The organism is Streptomyces sp. SAS_272 (assembly GCF_052543235.1).
The window spans coordinates 1-18,238 of sequence record NZ_JBMNDR010000122.1 but is presented as its reverse complement, the minus strand read 5'-3'; the positions used below and the strand labels follow the sequence as shown (position 1 = coordinate 18,238).

At 74.0% G+C, this 18,238-nt stretch carries 17 protein-coding genes and 2 pseudogenes; 10 read left to right on the top strand and 9 right to left on the bottom strand.

Going from position 1 to position 18,238, the window contains the following annotated elements:
- Positions 1–38 precede the first annotated feature (38 nt).
- A complete protein-coding gene (locus tag ACN6LD_RS38820) occupies positions 39–794 on the bottom strand; it encodes a CDP-alcohol phosphatidyltransferase family protein (protein ID WP_319192780.1) in 756 nt (251 codons plus the stop codon).
- Positions 795–902: 108 nt separating this feature from the next.
- Between ACN6LD_RS38820 and ACN6LD_RS38815 the strand changes: the two genes are divergently transcribed.
- The 5 genes and pseudogenes from ACN6LD_RS38815 to ACN6LD_RS38795 all read left to right on the top strand — a co-directional run.
- Entirely contained in the window at positions 903–1,892 is a 990-nt protein-coding gene (locus ACN6LD_RS38815; RefSeq protein ID WP_445045604.1) for a zinc-dependent alcohol dehydrogenase, read from the top strand.
- A gap of 112 nt (positions 1,893–2,004) precedes the next feature.
- Entirely contained in the window at positions 2,005–2,403 is a 399-nt protein-coding gene (locus ACN6LD_RS38810; protein WP_319192776.1) for a 6-pyruvoyl trahydropterin synthase family protein, read from the top strand.
- Positions 2,400–3,593, top strand: coding sequence for a glycosyltransferase family 4 protein (locus tag ACN6LD_RS38805; protein ID WP_445045603.1), 1,194 nt, complete (start codon positions 2,400–2,402; stop codon positions 3,591–3,593). The genes ACN6LD_RS38810 and ACN6LD_RS38805 overlap by 4 nt, the downstream gene beginning before the upstream one ends.
- Positions 3,590–4,663 carry a methyltransferase domain-containing protein gene (locus ACN6LD_RS38800; RefSeq protein WP_445045602.1) on the top strand — a complete coding sequence of 358 codons (1,074 nt, stop codon included), beginning with the start codon at positions 3,590–3,592 and terminating at the stop codon, positions 4,661–4,663. Before ACN6LD_RS38805 ends, ACN6LD_RS38800 begins: the two co-directional genes overlap by 4 nt.
- Positions 4,660–5,670, top strand: a pseudogene (locus ACN6LD_RS38795) (lysylphosphatidylglycerol synthase transmembrane domain-containing protein); the annotation flags it as partial. The gene ACN6LD_RS38800 and the pseudogene ACN6LD_RS38795, both read left to right, overlap by 4 nt.
- Positions 5,671–5,906: 236 nt before the next feature.
- Here the strand turns inward: ACN6LD_RS38795 and ACN6LD_RS38790 are convergent.
- Positions 5,907–6,671 carry a creatininase family protein gene (locus ACN6LD_RS38790; protein ID WP_319192772.1) on the bottom strand — a complete coding sequence of 255 codons (765 nt, stop codon included), beginning with the start codon at positions 6,669–6,671 and terminating at the stop codon, positions 5,907–5,909.
- A gap of 38 nt (positions 6,672–6,709) precedes the next feature.
- Here ACN6LD_RS38790 and ribA point away from each other — a divergent pair, with 38 nt between their 5' ends.
- The 4 genes from ribA (at position 6,710) to ACN6LD_RS38770 (ending at position 10,871) form a co-directional block, all read left to right on the top strand.
- Entirely contained in the window at positions 6,710–7,369 is a 660-nt protein-coding gene (gene ribA, locus ACN6LD_RS38785) for a GTP cyclohydrolase II (protein ID WP_107446853.1), read from the top strand.
- A 106-nt stretch (positions 7,370–7,475) separates the two neighbouring features.
- Positions 7,476–8,621, top strand: coding sequence for an NAD(P)/FAD-dependent oxidoreductase (locus tag ACN6LD_RS38780; protein WP_319192771.1), 1,146 nt, complete (start codon positions 7,476–7,478; stop codon positions 8,619–8,621).
- Complete coding sequence (locus tag ACN6LD_RS38775) at positions 8,618–9,679, top strand: saccharopine dehydrogenase (protein WP_445045601.1); 1,062 nt, start codon at positions 8,618–8,620, stop codon at positions 9,677–9,679. The genes ACN6LD_RS38780 and ACN6LD_RS38775 overlap by 4 nt, the downstream gene beginning before the upstream one ends.
- Positions 9,672–10,871: a saccharopine dehydrogenase family protein gene (locus ACN6LD_RS38770; RefSeq protein WP_319192769.1), complete on the top strand. Its 1,200-nt coding sequence runs from the start codon at positions 9,672–9,674 to the stop codon at positions 10,869–10,871. The genes ACN6LD_RS38775 and ACN6LD_RS38770 overlap by 8 nt, the downstream gene beginning before the upstream one ends.
- A gap of 45 nt (positions 10,872–10,916) precedes the next feature.
- Here ACN6LD_RS38770 and ACN6LD_RS38765 read toward each other — a convergent pair whose 3' ends face one another.
- The 3 genes from ACN6LD_RS38765 to ACN6LD_RS38755 all read right to left on the bottom strand — a co-directional run bounded on the left by ACN6LD_RS38765 (position 10,917) and on the right by ACN6LD_RS38755 (position 14,212).
- Positions 10,917–12,143, bottom strand: coding sequence for a serine hydrolase domain-containing protein (locus ACN6LD_RS38765; protein WP_319192768.1), 1,227 nt, complete (start codon positions 12,141–12,143; stop codon positions 10,917–10,919).
- A 63-nt stretch (positions 12,144–12,206) separates the two neighbouring features.
- Positions 12,207–13,568: an MFS transporter gene (locus ACN6LD_RS38760; RefSeq protein WP_445045605.1), complete on the bottom strand. Its 1,362-nt coding sequence runs from the start codon at positions 13,566–13,568 to the stop codon at positions 12,207–12,209.
- Between the two features lie 53 nt (positions 13,569–13,621).
- On the bottom strand, positions 13,622–14,212 hold the full coding sequence (locus ACN6LD_RS38755; RefSeq protein ID WP_445045600.1) for a TetR/AcrR family transcriptional regulator: 591 nt from the start codon (positions 14,210–14,212) through the stop codon (positions 13,622–13,624).
- 105 nt (positions 14,213–14,317) lie between these two features.
- Here ACN6LD_RS38755 and ACN6LD_RS38750 point away from each other — a divergent pair, with 105 nt between their 5' ends.
- Positions 14,318–14,767, top strand: a complete 450-nt coding sequence (locus ACN6LD_RS38750; protein ID WP_319192766.1) for a TIGR03618 family F420-dependent PPOX class oxidoreductase — start codon at positions 14,318–14,320, stop codon at positions 14,765–14,767.
- A gap of 299 nt (positions 14,768–15,066) precedes the next feature.
- Here the strand turns inward: ACN6LD_RS38750 and ACN6LD_RS38745 are convergent, their stop codons facing one another.
- The 4 genes and pseudogenes from ACN6LD_RS38745 to ACN6LD_RS38730 form a co-directional block, all read right to left on the bottom strand.
- On the bottom strand, positions 15,067–16,509 hold the full coding sequence (locus ACN6LD_RS38745) for a membrane-associated oxidoreductase (RefSeq protein WP_445045599.1): 1,443 nt from the start codon (positions 16,507–16,509) through the stop codon (positions 15,067–15,069).
- A gap of 42 nt (positions 16,510–16,551) precedes the next feature.
- Complete coding sequence (locus ACN6LD_RS38740) at positions 16,552–17,139, bottom strand: histidine phosphatase family protein (protein WP_319192764.1); 588 nt, start codon at positions 17,137–17,139, stop codon at positions 16,552–16,554.
- A 7-nt stretch (positions 17,140–17,146) separates the two neighbouring features.
- Positions 17,147–18,028 carry a phosphogluconate dehydrogenase (NAD(+)-dependent, decarboxylating) gene (gnd, locus tag ACN6LD_RS38735; protein WP_319192792.1) on the bottom strand — a complete coding sequence of 294 codons (882 nt, stop codon included), beginning with the start codon at positions 18,026–18,028 and terminating at the stop codon, positions 17,147–17,149.
- Positions 18,029–18,046: 18 nt separating this feature from the next.
- A pseudogene (locus ACN6LD_RS38730) lies at positions 18,047–18,238 on the bottom strand (glucose-6-phosphate isomerase); the annotation flags it as partial.

Below are 18,238 nucleotides of genomic sequence, written 5' to 3'. Positions count from 1 at the left end.
CCCCCTTGTGAAGTGACGAACTGCACGAACTGCACGGGCTACACGAGTTCGAGCACCTTCTCCGCCGAGGTCTGCGCCGCGACCCGATTGGTCCTCCACAGCCACAGCACGTCCCGGCCGAACGACCACACCAGCGAGCCCAGCGCCAGCAGCACGACCGCGAAGTTGGCGGCGTACGGCAGCAGATCGGCGCCGGCCAGCAGCAACAGGACGCCCTGCAGGGCGGCGACCGTCTTGCGGGCGGTGCTCGGCGGCAGCGCGGCGTTGAGCCAGGGGGCCACCCGGGCCGCCGCGACGAACACGTAGCGCATGCCGCCGATGAGCAGGACCCACGGGCCCAGCGCCATCGACACGTACACGCTGAGCACCAGGATCAGGAACGCGTCGACCTCCATGTCGAACCGCGCGCCCAGCGCCGTCGAGGTGTTGGTGCGGCGGGCGACCTTGCCGTCGACCCCGTCGAGGATCAGGGCCACGGCCGTCAGGCCGACCAGCAGCGTCACCGGCGGCGTGCTCTCGAAGGAGTCCGCGACCAGCGCGGTCACTCCTCCGACCAGCGTCGCCCGGCCGAGCGTGACCCGGTTGGCCGGGCCGAAGGAGCGCAGGCTGGAGCGGTGCAGCGCCCGGGAGAGGACCGCCCAGGTGGCGATGGCGAAGACGAGGCCGGTGACCCAGCCCGCCGGCCCCATGCCGATCGCCGTGCCGAGCAGGGCCAGCAACAGGATCTGCACGCCCGCTCCCACAGCGGTCTCCTGCTGGACCAGCCTTGCGTCGTAAGTGTTGTTCAGGGCCACCGCACATTCCTCCGGCCAGATGACAGAGATGATCAGTGCCGCGTACTGTGCGCGGACTGTGCACACCTCGGTACGTGAACAGGTTCCCGATCGTTCAGGAGGATGTGGATGTCGACCGGCGCACGTGCGTTCTGGGTCAGCTCACCGGGAGAGGGCGAGATCCGTCACGTCGAGCTCGCGGACCCCGCCGAGGGCGAGGTTCTGGTGCGTTCGCTGTGGTCCGGCGTCAGCCGCGGCACGGAGACCCTCGTCTTCCGCGGCGGGGTGCCCGAGAGCCAGCACGCGGTGATGCGGGCCCCGTTCCAGGAGGGCGACTTCCCCGGGCCCGTGAAGTACGGCTATCTCAACGTGGGGGTGGTGGAACAGGGGCCCGCGGCGCTCGTCGGGCGCACGGTCTTCTGCCTCTACCCGCACCAGACGCGGTACGTCGTCCCGGCGACGGCGGTGACGGTCGTGCCGGACTCGGTGCCCGCCGAACGGGCCGTCCTCGCCGGCACCGTCGAGACGGCCGTCAACGCCCTGTGGGACGCGGCGCCGCTGGCCGGCGACCGGATCGCGGTGGTCGGCGGCGGCATGGTCGGCTGCTCGGTGGCCGCGCTGCTCGCCCGCTTCCCGGGCGTGCGCGTACAGCTGGTCGACGCCGACCCGGCGCGCGCGACGATCGCCGAAGCGCTCGGCGTCGACTTCGCGACCCCCGCGGACGCGCTCGGCGGCCGCGACCTCGTGGTGCACGCCAGCGCGACCGAACAGGGCCTCGCCCGCTCCCTGGAGCTGCTCGCCGACGAGGGCACGGTCCTCGAACTGAGCTGGTACGGCGACCGGAAGGTGTCCCTCCCGCTGGGCGAGGACTTCCACTCCCGCCGGCTGGTCATCCGCAGCAGCCAGGTCGGCGCCGTCTCCCCGGCCCGCCGCTCCAGCCGCACCTACGCCGACCGGCTCGCCCTCGCGCTGGAGCTGCTGGCCGACCCCGCGCTCGACGCCCTCGTCACCGGAGACAGCGCCTTCGGGGAGCTGCCGGAGGTGATGCCGAAGCTCGCGTCCGGCGAGATCCCGGCGCTGTGCCACCGCATCAGGTATGAGCAGGAGCGCCTGACCTGAGAAAAGAGTGAGATCGGACTGAACGGGGGGAACCGAGCAGCCGTACTACACGGCATCCCCCGGTTGGCCAATGGCCGGGGGACCAGACGCGCCGCACCTGGAGGGTCGTCCGTTGTTCAGTGTCACCGTCCGCGATCACATCATGATCGCCCACAGCTTCCGCGGCGAGGTCTTCGGACCCGCTCAGCGCCTGCACGGAGCGACGTTCCTGGTGGACGCCACATTCCGGCGCGAGCAGCTCGACGACGACAACATCGTCGTCGACATCGGGCTCGCCACGCAGGAGCTCGGGGCCGTGGTCAGCGAGCTGAACTACCGCAACCTCGACAACGAGCCCGACTTCGCCGGGGTCAACACGTCGACCGAGTTCCTCGCCAAGGTCGTCGCCGACCGGCTCGCGGAGCGCATTCACCAGGGCGCGCTCGGCGAGGGCGCCCGGGGCATCGGCGCCATCGCCGTCAGCCTGCACGAGTCGCACATCGCCTGGGCGAGTTACGAGCGTGCGCTGTGACCGATGCGACCCTGGAGAAGGCCGTTCCCGCGGCCCCGCTCGCCTACGTGCCCGCGCAGGCGGCGCTCCCCCAGATCGGCGGGATCATCCCCATGTCCCTGCGTTCCGTGCACTTCGTGATGCCGGGCGGCGTCGACGACGCGGCGAACCCGAGCGGCGGCAACGCCTACGACCGCCGCCTCTGCCTGGATCTGCCCGGCTTCGGCTGGCAGGTCCACAAGCACCTGGCGGCCGGTTCCTGGCCCCGGCCGGCGGCCGCCGCCCGCGCGGAACTGGCGCGCACGCTGCATGAGTTCCCCGACGGCACGATCGTCCTGCTCGACGGGCTGGTGGCCTGCGGGGTGCCGGAGATCATCGTGCCCGAGGCCGAACGGCTGCAGCTCGCCGTCCTGGTGCATCTGCCGCTGGGCGACGAGCGCGGTCTCGCGCCGGAGACCGCGGCCGAGCTCGACGCCAAGGAGCGGGCCGTGCTGCGGGCCGTGCCCGCGGTGATCGCCACCAGCGAGTGGGCGGTCCGCCGTCTCGTCTCCCACCACGGCCTCGCCCCCGAGCGCGTGCACGTCGCCGCCCCCGGCGCCGACATCGCCCCGCTGGCCTCCGGCACCGACGGCGTGTCCCGGCTGCTGTGCGTGGCCGCGGTGACTCCGCGCAAGGGCCAGCACCGGCTCGTGGAGGCGTTGGCCGCGGCCAGGGACCTGCCGTGGACGTGCTCCTGCGTGGGCGGCCTCGGCCAGGACCCGGAGTACGTCGACCACCTGCGCGGCCTCATCCGCAGACACGGCCTCGAGGACCGGCTGGAGCTGGCCGGCCCCAAGGCGGGCGCCGCGCTCGACGCCGCCTACGCCTCCGCCGACCTGATGGTCCTCACCTCCTACGCCGAGACGTACGGCATGGCCGTCACGGAGGCGCTGGCCCGCGGCATCCCCGTCCTCGCGACGGACGTCGGCGGTCTGCCCGAGGCGGTCGGCCGCGCCCCCGACGGCGGCGTCCCCGGCATCCTCGTGCCGCCGGAGGACCCGGCCGCGCTCGCGGCCGAACTGCGCGGCTGGTTCGGCGAGGCCGACGTGCGACGGCGACTCAAGGCGGCGGCGCGCAGCCGCCGGGCGGCCCTGAACGGCTGGGCGAGCACCGCCCAGAGCCTGGCCGGCGTGCTCGGCCGGCTCCCGAGCGAACCCCGGAGGGCGGCATGAGGAAGACGACGGCGACCCCGGCCGACGTGGCGCGACGCGTGGGCGGCATCCCGACCCAGCCGGGCCGGACGGAGGCAGGTTCTGTGACGGACACCATGGTCGCCGGTGACGGCGGCCCCGTACGTCCGGCCGCGGTGCACGGCGTCGAGGCCGTGGCGCCGGGCGTCATCGCGGGCGCCGGACCGGTCGGCCGGCCCGGCGAGCGGCCCACCGTGCGGCTGCGCGACAGCGGGCCGGAGGAGCAGCCCCGCTACGCCCCCGAGTGGCTGGAGCTGCGCGAGCCCGCCGACGCCGCCGCCCGGGCGATGGACCTGCTGGACCCGCTGCGGATCCGGCTCGCCAACCTGCCCGGCCGCAGCGGGATCGCCATCCACGACCTGGGCTGCGGCACCGGCTCCATGGGCCGCTGGCTGGCCCCCCGGCTGGACGGCCCGCAGCACTGGGTCCTGCACGACCGCGACCCCTACCTCCTGCACTTCGCGGCCGTCGCCTCGCCGCGGGCGGCCGCCGACGGCAGCCGGGTCACCGTGGAGACGCGGCGCGGCGACGTCGCCCGGCTCACCCCGGACGCGCTGGCCGGCGCCTCGCTGGTGACCGCCTCCGCGCTGCTGGACGTCCTCACCCGCGAGGAGATCGAGACGCTCGCCGCGGCCTGTGCGGGCGCGGGATGCCCGGCGCTGCTGACGCTGTCGGTCGCAGGCCGCGTCGAACTGAGCGCGCCGGACCCGCTGGACCAGGAGATAGCGGCCGCCTTCAACGACCACCAGCGGCACGACGGCCTCCTCGGCCCCGACGCGGTGAACGTCGCCTGCGAGGCGTTCGCCGACCAGGGCGCCACCGTCAAGGTGCACCCCAGCCCGTGGCGGCTCGGCCCGGAGAACGTCGGCCTGACCGCCCAGTGGCTGCGCGGCTGGGTCGGCGCGGCCGTGGAGGAGCGCCCCGAGCTGGCCGAGCGCGCGGAGCCCTACCTGGCGGCCCGGCTCGCGGCCTGCGCGGCGGGCGACCTGCACGTCACCGTGCACCACAGCGACCTGCTGGCGCTGGCCCGCCCGACGGGCGGAGCCGGATGAGCGCGGAGACGGTCGGCCCGCGGGTGGCGGCCGTGGCGCCCGTGCTGTGGGGCGAGGGCGCCCTGCCCGCCGCGCGACGGCCGCAGCGCGGCCCGGTGGCCGTCCGCACGGGTCCTGCCGTGTCCGAGGACCGTATCGGGGTCATCGTGACCGCGCCGCACACGAAGTCGTCCCGGCTGCGCGCCCTGCTCGCGAGCCGCGCCCTGCGCACGCACTTCGGGACCGTCGCCGGAGTCGTCATCCTCACGGTCCTGCTGTGGCGGCTCGGCACCGGCGTCTTCCTGGACGGACTGCGGCGGATCGACGCGCCGACCCTGCTGGCGGCGCTCGGCATCGGCGCGGTCACCACCGTGTTCAGCGCCTGGCGGTGGGCGCTGGTGGCCCGCGCGCTGCGCATCCGGCTGCCGCTCGGCCCCGCCGTCGCCGACTACTACCGGGCCCTGTTCCTCAACGCGGCGCTGCCCGGCGGCGTCCTCGGCGACGTGCACCGCGCGGTCCGGCACGGGCAGAGCGCCGGCGACGTCGGACGCGGCGTGCGGGCCGTCGTCCTGGAGCGGACCGCGGGACAGCTGGTGCTGACCGTGGCGGGCGTGACGATTCTGCTGACCCTGCCCTCCCCGGTCATGGCGGACGCCCGCCAGATCGCGCCGATCGTCGCGCTGGCCGGCGCGGGCGCGCTCGCCGTCTTCCTCGCCGTCCGGATGAACTCCGCCGCGCCCCGGCGCCCGGGGCGGCTGCGGGCGGTGCTGACCGAGGCGCGCGAGGGGCTCGTGTCGCGGCGCAACGGGCCGGGCGTCGCCCTGTCCTCGGCGGTCGTGCTGGGCGGGCACCTCGGAATGTTCGTGGTGGCCGCCCGGGTCGCCGGCTCCGGCGCCTCCGTGCTCGCGCTGCTGCCGATCGCCGTCCTCGCCCTGCTCGCCATGGGCCTGCCGCTGAACGTCGGCGGCTGGGGCCCCCGCGAGGGCGTCACCGCGTGGGCGTTCGGCGCGGCCGGGCTCGGCGCGAGCACCGGCCTCGCGGTCGCCGTCGTGTACGGCGTGCTCAGCTTCGTCGCGGCGCTGCCGGGGGCGGTCGTGCTCGTCGTCCGCTGGTACGCGGGACTGCGCGACCGGAGCGCCGGCGCCGGTCCCGCCCGCGAGGACGGGGCTCCGGTCGCGGGGCCGCCCGCCGCGGCGGCGACGCCGTCCGCTCCGCTCTTCGAGGTCGCCGAGGCCGCGGCGACCGTCGGGCCCGCCGAGGCGGTTCAGGCTCCGGGGGATTCCGCGGTGAGCAGGGAGAAATACGCGCCGAAGGAATCGGCCAGGCTCGCCAGGAGTTCCTTTCCCTTTTCCGCCGACCCCAGGGAAGGACGGCCGATGACGCCCGAATCGGTATAGGCGGACATTCCCAGCGTGAGCAGATGACGGCGGTCGTCCGCGACGAAATCGGCCGACTCGTAACCGGGCCGGACGAGTTCGGGGTGGGCGTGCAGCAGGATCGAGGTCTCGATCTCCCCGGCGTGCATGTCGGTGAGCAGCGAGGTCGACACTCCCGACCGCACCAGCGCCGCCTCCCAGTCCTCCGGGGCCGGGAAGAGCGCCATCCGCTCACCTGCGGCGGAGGACTCCTGGACGACGTTGCCCAGGACGTAGTTCCCGCCGTGTCCGTTGACCAGCACCAGGGCCTCGACGCCCGAGCGGCGCAGCGACGCCGCGATGTCCCGTACCACCGCGTGAAGGGTCACCGAGGAGATGCTGACGGTTCCCGGCCAGGCCGCGTGCTCGTGCGAGCAGGCGATGGTCACCGGCGGGAGGAGGTGCACCGGGTACGCCCCGGCGATCTCCCGCGCGATGGCGCAGGCCACCAGGGTGTCGGTGGCCAGCGGCAGGTGCGGGCCGTGCTGCTCGAAACTCCCGACGGGAAGAACCGCCACCTGCGTCGAGACGCCGGCGCCCCGGGTCCGTACGTCTTCGGTAGTGTCCGTCGGCACCAGTCCGTACGCCGCCGACCGTATGTCCGAACCACTCATTTCTTCCCGGCCCTTCGTCTCTGCTTAGGAACCAGATCATGACAGAAAAAATTGGCGTACTCGGCACGAAGACCCCGCAGCGCACCGGTGTGGAACGCGTGGTGAATGCCCCCCTGCCCACCGTGTACGGCAAATTCCAGGCGATCGGTTACATGGACCACGACCGCGGTGACGAACAAGTCGCCCTGGTGTACGGGGAGATAGGCGCCGAGGAAGTTCTGACCCGGCTGCATTCCGAATGCCTGACCGGTGACGCGTTCGGCTCCCAGCACTGCGAGTGCGGCGCGCAACTGGAGTCCGCGCTGCGGGCGGTCGTCGCCGAGGGCAGCGGGATCGTCGTCTACCTGCGCGGACACGAGGGCCGCGGCATCGGCCTGCTGGGCAAGCTGCGCGCGATGGCGCTGCAGGCGGAGGGCCTGGACACCGTCGAGGCGAACGTCGCTCTCGGGTTCCCGGTCGACGCCCGCGACTACAAGGTGGCCGCCGACATCCTGCGCGACCTGGGCGTGGAATCCGTCCGCCTGATGTCGAACAACCCGCGCAAGCGGGAGGCGCTGACCGACAACGGCATCAGGGTCGCCGAAGAGGTGCCCCTGCTGATCGAGCCGTGCGAGAACAACATCACCTACCTGCGCACCAAGCGGGAGCGCATGGACCACCGGCTGCCCCACCTGGACGCGGTGGCCCACTGGTCCTGAGCGCGCTTCGGACCGCGGTCTTCACGGGTAGGGAACCCAGCGGTCCCGGCATACCGCCCCGGCCCCGGCGTACGGGCCGGGGCCGCCGCCGAAAGGAGCCGTTCGCGTGAACACGCATGCCTCGGTCGTCGTCATCGGCGGCGGGGTGATGGGCACGAGCATCGCCTACCACCTCGCCGCCGCGGGCGTCCGTGACGTCCTCCTCGTCGAGCGCGACGAACTCGCCGCGGGCTCGACCTCGAAAGCCGCCGGAGGGGTCCGCGCCCAGTTCTCCGACGAGCTCAACATCCAGCTGGGTGCGCGCAGCCTCGAGGCGTTCGCGCGGTTCGGTGAGGAGATCGGGCAGGACATCGGGCTGCGCCGCGTCGGCTATCTGTTCCTGCTCTCCACCCCCGAGGACGTCGCCGCCTTCGAGGCGGGCGTGCGGCTGCAGAACGCGCTGGGCGTGCCCAGCCGTCTCATCGGCCCCGCCGAGGCCGGCCGCCTCTCGCCGCTGATCCGCACCGAGGGGTTACTCGCGGCCGCGTTCTCGCCCGACGACGGCCACTGCACGCCCGAAGCCGTCGTCCACGGGTACGCGGCCGCCGCCCGCCGCTGCGGCGCGCGCGTCCTGCGGCACACCGCGGTCACCGGAATCGAACGGCAGGGGAGCGCTATCACCGCCGTGCAGACCACCCTCGGCCGCATCACCGCCGACACGGTGATCTGCGCGGCCGGCGCCTGGTCCAGGGCCGTCGGCGCCATGGCCGGCGTCGATCTGCCGGTGCAGCCGCTGCGCCGCCAGATCGCGGTCACCGAACCGGTCCCCGGCCTGCCGCCGGAGCTGCCCATGACCATCGACTTCAGCAGCACCCTCTACTTCCACGCCGAGGGCCCCGGCCTGCTGGTCGGGATGTCCGACCCCGACGAGCGCCCGGGCTTCGCCACCGACGCCCACGACCGGTGGATCCCGCGCCTCGCCGACGCCATGCAACGCCGCGCCCCCGCCCTGCTCGACCTGCGCCGCACCGGCGGCTGGGCGGGCCTGTACGAGGTCACCCCGGACCACAACGCCCTGATCGGCGAGGCGTCGTCGGTGTCCCGCTTCCTGTACGCGACGGGCTTCTCCGGCCACGGCTTCCTGCAGGGCCCGGCCGTCGGCGAGGTCGTCCGGGACCTGTACCTCGGCCGCGTACCCTTCGTGGACGTCACCCCCCTGAGCGCCGACCGTTTCGCGGCCGACGCCCCGCGTCCGGAGGTCAACCGCGTATGACCGAACTGCACCTGTGGCTGCGCCACGAGGCCCGCACCACCGAACGCCGCACCCCGGTCGTCCCCGACGACGCCCGCCGTCTTCTCGAGGCCGGGGTGGCGCTGACCGTCGAGGACTCCCCGCAGCGCGTGTTCGCCACCGACGCCTACGAGGCGGCCGGCGCACGGATCGCTCCCGCCGGCTCCTGGACGTCGGCGCCGCGCGACACGGTCGTCCTCGGCCTGAAGGAACTCCCGGACGCGCCGGACGAGTTGACGCACCGCCATGTCTTCTTCGGGCACGCCTACAAGCAACAGCCGGGCGCACGCGCCCTGTTGGGGCGGTTCTCCGCCGGAGGAGGGGCCCTTCTCGACCTGGAGTACCTGGTCGACGACCACGGGCGACGCCTCGCCGCCTTCGGGTACTGGGCGGGCTATCTCGGCGCGGCGCTGGCGGTGCTGCACCACCGGGGCAGGCTCACCGCGCCCCTGCGCCCCTCGGAGAAGGCCGAGTGGGACGAGGCGCTTCGCCCCGCTCCCGGCGACGAGGGGTTCACCGCCCTCGTCGTCGGCGCCCTGGGCCGCAGCGGACGGGGCGCGCGGGCCGCGTTCGGCGCCGCAGGCGTGGAACCCGCCTGCTGGGACCTGGCGGAGACCCGCGACCTGGACCGCGCCGCGCTGCTGGCCCACGACGTCCTGGTCAACTGCGTCCTCGCCACGACCCCGGGGCCGCCGTTCGTCCGCGAGGAGGACCTCGACGACGCCGCCCGGCGGCTGCGTACCCTCTCCGACGTCACCTGCGACGTGGGCTCGCCGCTCAACGTCCTGCCCGTGTACGACCGCACCACCGAGTGGACGGACCCCGTGCGCCGGCTGCGCAAGGAGCCCCCGCTCGACCTGATCGCCATCGACAACCTGCCGTCCCTGCTGCCGCGCGAGGCCAGCGCGGACTTCTCCGCGGCCCTGACCCCCGTGCTGCTGGACTTCGGCGCCGCCGGACCGTGGGAGCGCTGCCTCGACCGCTTCCACGCCGCCTGCCGTGAACTCGGCCTCACCGCAGGGGAGTCCGACCGTGTCTGACCGCGTCCCCGCCTCCGGCGCCGTCCACTGGGTCGGCGCGGGCCTGTCCACGGGCAGCGGTCTCTCGGCCCTGTGCGCCCACGCCGACCGGGTGCGCCTGTGGCACCGCACGGCCGAGCGGGCGGCCGAGGCGCTCGACCGGCTGGGTCTCACCGGCCGGGCCGAGCCGCGCGCCTACACCCTCGACGCGCTGACGGCCGAACTGGCCCCGGGGGACGTCGTCGTGTCGATGCTGCCCGCGTCCGGGCATGCGGCGCTGCTGTCGGCGTGCGTGGACCGGCGGGCCCACTTCGCCTGCTCCAGCTATGTCTCGGACGAGATCCTGGAGCTGGCGCCCGCGGCGGCCGGCGCCGGGACCGTCGTCCTCACCGAGGCCGGTCTCGACCCCGGCATCGACCACCTCTTCGCGCACAGTCTCGTCGCCCGGGCCCGGGAGGCGATCGGCGAGGACACGGCGGCGTCGTACCGGCTCACCTCGTACTGCGGAGGCGTGCCCGCCGTCCCCGACGCGTTTCGGTACCGCTTCAGCTGGGCGCCCCTCGGCGTCCTCAACGCCCTTCGTGCGCCCGCCCGTTATGTGGAGAACGGCGCCGAGATCGTGGCCGCCCGGCCGTGGGAGGCCACCCGGACCCATCTGGTCCGCGACGAGAGCTTCGAGGCCTATCCCAACCGGGACAGCGTCCCGTTCATCGCGCAGTACGCGCTGCCGTCGTCCTGGCGGCCCCTGACCTTCGTGCGCGGCACGCTGCGTCTGGACGGCTGGCTGCGGGCCTGGGAGCCGGTGTTCGAGGAGCTGAGGGCGGGCGACGACACACGGATCGCGGCCCTGGCCCGGGAACTGGCGGCCGCCCACCCCACCACCGACGCCGACCGCGACCGGGTGGTCCTCGCCGTGTCGCTGGAGGTCCACGAGGACGCGGCGGCGGGCGGGAAACCCGGCGACGCGACCGGAGGGGGGACCGGCACAGGCCGTTCCTGGTACGGCAGTCATCTCCTGGACCTGGAGGGCGACGAGACGGAGAGCGCGATGGCCCGCTGTGTCTCCCGGCCGCTCGCCCTCGGCGTCCGGCACATTCTGGACGGCTCTCTGCCGCAGGGCCTGAGCCGGGCCGCCGGGACCGCCGACCGTTCCGAGGCGTGGCTGCGCGAACTCGCAGAGGAGGGGCTGGAGTTCACCTCGTGGCCGGGGTAGTGAGGCCCGAGGGGCCGGGGTCTGCGGCGGCCGGCGGGCGCGACGTCAGTCCTTGATCGCCTCGTGCACCAGGCGCTTGAGGTCGGGGTAGAGCTTCAGGGACCGCCTCGGCCTCAGCTGGGTCAGGAACTGCACGCTCACGTCGTGGGCCGGGTCGACCCAGAACGTCGTGGTGGCGACGCCGCTCCAGCCGTAGGCGCCGAGCCCCGAGGGCGCCTGGGTGCGGCTCGGGTCGACGACCACGGAGACGCCGAGGCCGAAGCCCACGCCGTCGTTACCGGGCTCGTCGTGGGCGGGGCGGCTGCCGAAGGCGCGCAGGTCGACGCCGTCGGGCAGGTGGTTGGCCGTCATCAGGTCGACCGTCTGCCGCCGGAGCAGCCGTACCCCGTCGAGCTCGCCGCCGCGGCGCAGCATCTCGGTGAAGCGGTGGATGTCGTACGCGGTCGCCACCATGCCGCCGCTGCCGGACAGGAAGCGGGGGCGGCCGGACAACGGCAGCCCCGGGATCGGCTCGATGCCGTCGTCGCCGTCGCCGTACAGCTCCGCCAGCCGGCCGGCCTGTTCGGCCGTGACCTGGAAGCCGGCGTCGGGCATGCCGAGAGGACGGAAGATCCGCTCGGCGAGGAACTCGTCCAGCGGTCTGCCGGAGACGACCTCGATGACGCGGCCCAGGACGTTGGTGGCCACCGAGTAGTTCCACTGCGTGCCCGGCTCGAACTGCAGCGGCAGCCGTGCGTACGCCTCCACCGTCGTGGCCAGGTCCGAGCCCGGCAGCACCGCCGACTCCAGGCCCGCCTCGCGGTAGAGGGCGTCGACGGGGTGACAGTGGTAGAAGGCGAAGGTGAGACCCGCGGTGTGGGTCATCAGGTGCTTCACCAGCAGGGGCCGCTCGAGCGGGCGCGTGGTGAGATCCGCGCCGGAGCCGGCCTCGTACACCCGCAGACCGGCGAAGGCCGGCAGATGGTCGGCGACCGGGTCCTCGAGCCGCAGCCGGCCCTCCTCCATCAGTATCAGCGCGGCCACCGAGGTGACCGGTTTGGTCATGGAGTAGATCCGGTAGAGGGTGTCGTGCTCGACGGGCAGTCCGGCGGCGATGTCGCGGCGGCCGTACGCGGTGAGGTGGGCGACCCGGCCGCCGCGGGAGACGGCCAGGAGGAATCCGGGCAGGCGGCCCGCGTCGACCTGGCGGGCGACGTGCCGGTCGAGGCGGTCCAGCGCCTCCGGGTCGAGCCCCGCCTCGCTCGGTTCGACCTCTTGCCGCAGCAGTGCCATCGTTCGTTCTCCTCCGGTGCGCTCGCTCGAGGCGCGGTCCCGGCCAGGCTCGCCCGGACGACCTCAGATCTCATGGTCGCGTAGGGACCCGCCGTGCGGACCCCTTTCGACGTCAAGATCGATGTGCGTTGCGTCGCGTCGACCGGCCGGGGGAGCGCAGGCGACGGTGGAAGCGCGTGACGGGCGGCGGGGCAGCGCGCGGCAGAGGGGCAGGGCCGCAGCGGGGGCCAGGGCCGCCGCGAGGAGCGGCGAGCGGGCCGGGCCGAGGTCCATGAGCACGGTCGCCGTCGCCACCCCCAGCACCGGCCCGACGTTCATCGCCGTCTGCTGCAGGCCGCCGGCGACCCCCGCCGACTCCGCGGGCGCCTGCCGTACGACGACATGGGTCGCCGCCACCATCACCGCGCCGAACCCCGCTCCCACCAGGGCGAAGCCGGTGCAGAAGGCGAGCGGCCCGAAGGCCCGGGCGAGCACGAGGAGACCGGCGGCGAGGACCGCCGTCGCGCCCGCGACGGTGGCGCGGGCGCCGGCCCGGCGCAGCAGGACCGCGGCGACGGGCGCGGCGGCCACCAGCAGCACGGCCAGCGGCAGACTCAGCAGGGCGCTGTGCAACGCGGTGAGCCCCAGACCGTCCTGGAGGACGTAGACGCAGGCGAACAGCCCGCCGTTGAGTGCCGCCGACGCGACGACGAGCAAGCCGAGCGCCGCGCCCACCGCCGGTGAGCCCACCACGCCCGGCGGCACCAGCGGGGAAGGGGCGCGGCGTTCGTGCCGGAGGAAGGCGGCGCCGGCCAGGACGGCGACCGGCCCCGACCACGTCGTGCCGGGGAGGGTGACGAGCGTGTGCACCAGGCAGCCCAGGGTCACGGCGAGCAGCAGGGCGCCGGGCAGGTCGAGCGGGTCGTCGGCGGGCGGACGGGGCCGCTCCGGGACGGCGAGGGCGAGGGCGCCGAACAGCAGTGCGGGCACGATGTTGAGGAGGAACACGGCCCGCCAGCCGAACTGGGTGGCCAGCGCCCCGCCCACCACCGGCCCGGCCGCCGCGGCCACCCCGATGGACGCGGTCCGCACGGCGATCGGCGTCCGCAGCCGCTCGGGCGGGTAGGCGGTCCGCAGCATCCCCAGCGTGGCCGGTTGCAGCAGCGCCCCGAACACCCCCTGCACGATCCGCAGGACGATCACCCAGCCGATGCCGGGTGCGAGCGCGATGCCCGCCGAGGCGGCGCCGAAGCCGAGCATGCCCAGAGCGAAGGTGCGGCGGTGCCCGTAGCGGTCCCCGAGCCGCCCGGCGAACACCAGCAGGCCGGCCACCGCGACGAGATACCCGGTGCTGGTCCACTGGACCTGGGAGACGGTGGCGTGCAGGTCGCGTCGCAGGGTGGGCTGGGCGACCATGAGGACGGTGCCGTCCAGGGCGACCACCATGGCGCCGGCCACGCTGCCCGCCAGCGTCAGCGGCGAGAGGCGGGAGAGACGGCTCACCGGCCGGGCTCCGGACCGAGATGCGCGTCCAGGACCGTACGCAGAAGAGGTGCGAAGTCGGTGGCTCCGGTGGCGAGTTGAAGGCTGCCCCAGCGCCAGAGCTGCGCGACGCCGTGCAGGTTCGCCCACAACGCGCCCGCGACCGTGCGGGCGTCACAGCCGGGGCGGGCCAGGCCGACCAGGTCCACCAGGACGGCGAACAACGGAAGGCTCGTGTCCCGCAGCCGCAGATGGCCGCTCTCCAGCAGATCGTGACGGAACATCAGGTCGTACATGCCGGGTTCGTCCGACGCGAACTCCAGGTAAGCGCGGGCCAGTTCGCCCAGCCGGGTACGAGGGTCGGCGCTGCCGTCGCCGACGTTCGCGCTCACCCGGGCTCCCAGCCGGGCGAAGCCGCGTTGGGCGATGGCCGACAGCAGCTCCAGGTGGGTGGGGAAGTGGCGGCGGGGCGCGCCGTGCGAGACGCCCGCCCTGCGGGCGATCTCCCGCAGGGTGAGGGCTCCGGCGCCCTGCCGGGCCAGCAGGTCCACGCCGACGTCGACGAGACGGGTGCGCAGATCGGGGTCGGGCTTCTCCGGTTCGCTCATGGACACTGTCTACCAGCGCGGCGTAGACAGTGTCTACCGGTGAGGCCGGGACATGCCGGCCGGGGCGGGGGAATGTGACCCGGGGCACTGCCGGTTGTGCCGGGCATGACTCAGGAAACGACGCAGAACGCACTGCTCGCGCTGCTCGCCGAGGGCCGCAGCGGGGTACTGGTCACCCTCAAGCGCGACGGCCGCCCCCAGCTGTCGAACGTCAGTCACCACTACTACCCGGACGAGGGCGTCATCCGGATCTCCGTCACCGACGGCCGCGCCAAGACCCGCAACCTGCGCCGCGACCCCCGGGCCTCCTACCACGTCACCGTCGCCGACCACCGCGCCTACACCGTCGCCGAGGGCGCCGCCGACCTCACGCCGGTCGCCGCGGACCCCTATGACGAGACGGTCGAGGAACTGGTCCGCCTCTACCGCGACGTGCAGGGCGAACACCCCGACTGGGAGGACTACCGCGCCGCGATGGTCCGCGACCGCCGGCTGGTGCTGCGCCTTCGGGTGGAGCGGGCGTACGGCATCGCGCGGGGCGCCGACGGCGGCTGAGCGCCGCGCCCGGCCCGCGCCCGCCCCGGCCGACGGAGGAGGACCTCCTGGTGATCCAGGTCGAAGCCCCGTCCCGGACGACGTCGCGGACCGGCCGGAACGCGGCGCCGGCAGGCCGGTGCGGTCGCCCGGCCGGTGCGGGAACGAGCGGGGAGTGACCGTCGAGGACCCCGACGGGCGCCGGCCGGCGCTGTGCCGGCGCGGACGGCCCGACGCGTGACCCGCGTGACCGCCCGGCGGGACGTGCGGCCGGGGGATCGCGCGTGCGCCCGCGGCCGCCCGGCACGCCGGGCGCCGGCCTACTGCCGGCTGACCGTCCGGGTCACGCCCGCGACGACCGTCGTGGCCAGGATCCAGCCGGTCACGATGAGGACGTACGCCAGCCACTGGTACCGGCCGGCCGGCGCGTACGCGCTCTCCTGCCCGAACGAGATCACCGGCAGCAGCAGGTCGAGGGTGTAGAACACCGGGTTGAAGTGCGGCGCCTCGCCTTCCTTGAGCGGGGGCGGGTGGTGCCCGGCGTACGCGATCGAGCCGACGGCCAGCAGGGACAGCAGCCAGCCGGCCGCGCGCAGCGGACGGAACCCGTAACCGACGGCCGCGTCCTGGAGCCGGCCCCACGCGCGGCCGTACCAGGGCAGGGTGCGGCGGTGCCGGCGCTGCTTGGCCAGCTGGACGGCCCGGGCCGCCCGGTCGTCGCCGATGCGCCGGTAGGCGGCCGTCAGCTGCTCGTAGGCGTGCGGGTCGAACGCGCCGTCGTCGCGTTCCAGCATCGGCAGCCGCCGCTCGGCGGGCTCGTGGGGGGTGAGGAAGGTGTACGTGAGGTCCAGCAGCCGCACCTGGTCCGGCAGCATCTCCGGCTGCAGCTGGAGCTGGCCCACTTCGGCCCGCCGCAGGTTGAGCCTGCCCTTGATCGGGGCGCCCTCGCGCAGCCAGAGCTCCCCGATGACACAGCTGCTGGCCCGCAGCGCCGTGCCGCCGGGGTTGGACAGGGTGGTGCGCAGCAGGTCCACCCGGCCGGGGACGCGGGCGCCGCGCAGATCGATCCGGCCGTCCGCGCGCAGTCGCCGGGCCAGCAGGTTCGCGCCCACGTCGAGGGACTCCGCGGTCAGCACCTGTGCGCCGGGGTTGCTCAGTTCGGCGTCCTCCAGGTCGATCGAGCCGGTGACGGAGGCGCCGTCGAGGCGGATCAGGCCCTGGACGCGCAGGCCGCGGGCGCAGAGGTCGTTGTCGATGGAGACCTGGTTGAACTGCAGGGCGGGCTGGACGGGGTCCGGGGCGGTGACCTCCGCCCCGTCGAGGTACAGCGCGCCCGAGATCTGCGCTCTGCTGAGGCGCACCGGGCCGCGGACACGGCAGCCGGTCAGTCGCAGCCCCCCGTCGACCCGAACGTGCGACGCGTCCAGACCGGGCAGTTCACAGTCGCGCAGGCTGAGATGGGCGAGCTGCGCGCCGACCAGTCTCGGGGCTTCGTCGAAGCGGCAGTGGACCAGTTGGAACACGCTGTCGACGACCGCCTGCCGCAGGTCGAGCAGGCCGGTGACACGCGCGCCGACGACCGTGAGGGCGGCTATCTCCCCCGATTCCCGGGGGCCGTTGAGGAGGAGGGCCCGCAACACCGCCGCCCGCACGTCGGGTGGGGGGCCGTTCTCCTCGCCCGCGGAGCGGAAGTCCACGGTCGCCCCCGTGGCGAAGGCCCGCCAGACTCGTCGTTCGGCCGGTGTCAGTGCGTTGATCTCCATCAGCCGCGACTCTGGCGGGCCCTCGTGAGCGGTGTCAACCGCCTATGCCCGTACGTTCCATTCGGCGATCACGGGTCGCCCGTGCTCCGTCGACAGACGGCTGACCGTCGCCGTGGCGAGCTGGAACAACCGCCCTTCGGCGGGCGGCAGCCCGAGCCGGCGGGCCGTCAGCACCCGCAGGAAGTGGGAGTGGGCGACGAGGACGACGTCCCCGCGGGCGAGCGCGGGCGCCACCCGGTCCAGCACCCGGTCGGCGCGTCGTCCTACGTCGTCGGGCGACTCGCCGGGGTGGCCCTGCGGCCCGGGGGGCACGCCGTCCGTCCACAGGTCCCAGGCGGGACGGGTGCGGTGGATGTCGACGGTGGTGATGCCCTCGTAGCCGCCGTAGTCCCACTCGTGCAGGTCGGGCTCGGGTGCGACGCCGGGGACGCCGGCGAGTTCCGCGGTGCGCGTCGCGCGGTGCAGCGGGCTGGTCAGAGCGAGCGAGAAGGCCCGGCCGGAGAGGAGCGGGACGAGGGACTTGGCCTGGTCCTCGCCGTGCGCGGTGAGGGACAGGTCGGTCCAGCTGGTGTGCCGTCCCGACCTGCTCCACTCCGTCTCTCCGTGGCGGACCAGCAGAAGGTCCCCCACGGCGGACCTACTTCTCCGCCGACTCGACGGCGTGGCCGCCGAACTGGTTGCGCAGCGCGGCGATCATCTTCATCTGCGGCGAGTCGTCCTGCCGGGAGGCGAACCGCGCGAACAGCGAGGCCGTGATCGCGGGCAGCGGCACGGCGTTGTCGATGGCCGCCTCGACCGTCCAGCGGCCCTCGCCGGAGTCCTCGGCGTAACCGCGCAGCTTGTCCAGGTGGGTGTCCTCGTCGAGGGCGTTGACGGCCAGGTCCAGCAGCCAGGACCGGATGACCGTGCCCTCCTGCCAGGAGCGGAAGACCTCGCGCACGTTCTCCACGGAGTCGACCTTCTCCAGCAGCTCCCAGCCCTCGGCGTAGGCCTGCATCATGGCGTACTCGATGCCGTTGTGGACCATCTTCGAGAAGTGCCCGGCGCCGACCTTGCCCGCGTGGACGTAGCCGTACGGGCCGTCGGGCTTCAGCGCGTCGAAGACCGGCTGGACGCGGGCGATGTGCTCGGGGTCGCCGCCGACCATCAGGGCGTAGCCGTTCTGCAGGCCCCAGACGCCCCCGGAGACGCCCGCGTCGACGAAGCCGATGCCCTTGGCGCCGAGTTCGGCGGCGTGCTTCTCGTCGTCCGTCCAGCGGGAGTTGCCGCCGTCGACGACGGTGTCGCCGGGCTCGAGCAGGTCGCCGAGCTCGTCGACCACGGACTGGGTGGCCGCGCCGGCCGGGACCATCACCCAGACGGTGCGCGGCGCCTCGAGCCTGCCGACGAGTTCGGCCAGGTCCTTGACGTCGGAGACCTCGGGGTTGCGGTCGAATCCGACGACGGTGTGGCCGGCGCGGCGGATGCGCTCGCGCATGTTGCCGCCCATCTTGCCCAGACCGACCAGGCCCAGCTGAATCGATGTCATGTCAGTTCTCTACTTCCTGAGTTCGCGGTAGGCGGCGACGAGTGCGGTGGTGGAGGAGTCGAGGCCGGGGACGTCGGCGCCGTCGGTGAGGGCGGGCTCGAGGCGCTTGGCGAGGACCTTGCCGAGCTCCACGCCCCACTGGTCGAAGGAGTCGATGTTCCAGATCGCGCCCTGTACGAACACCTTGTGCTCGTAGAGGGC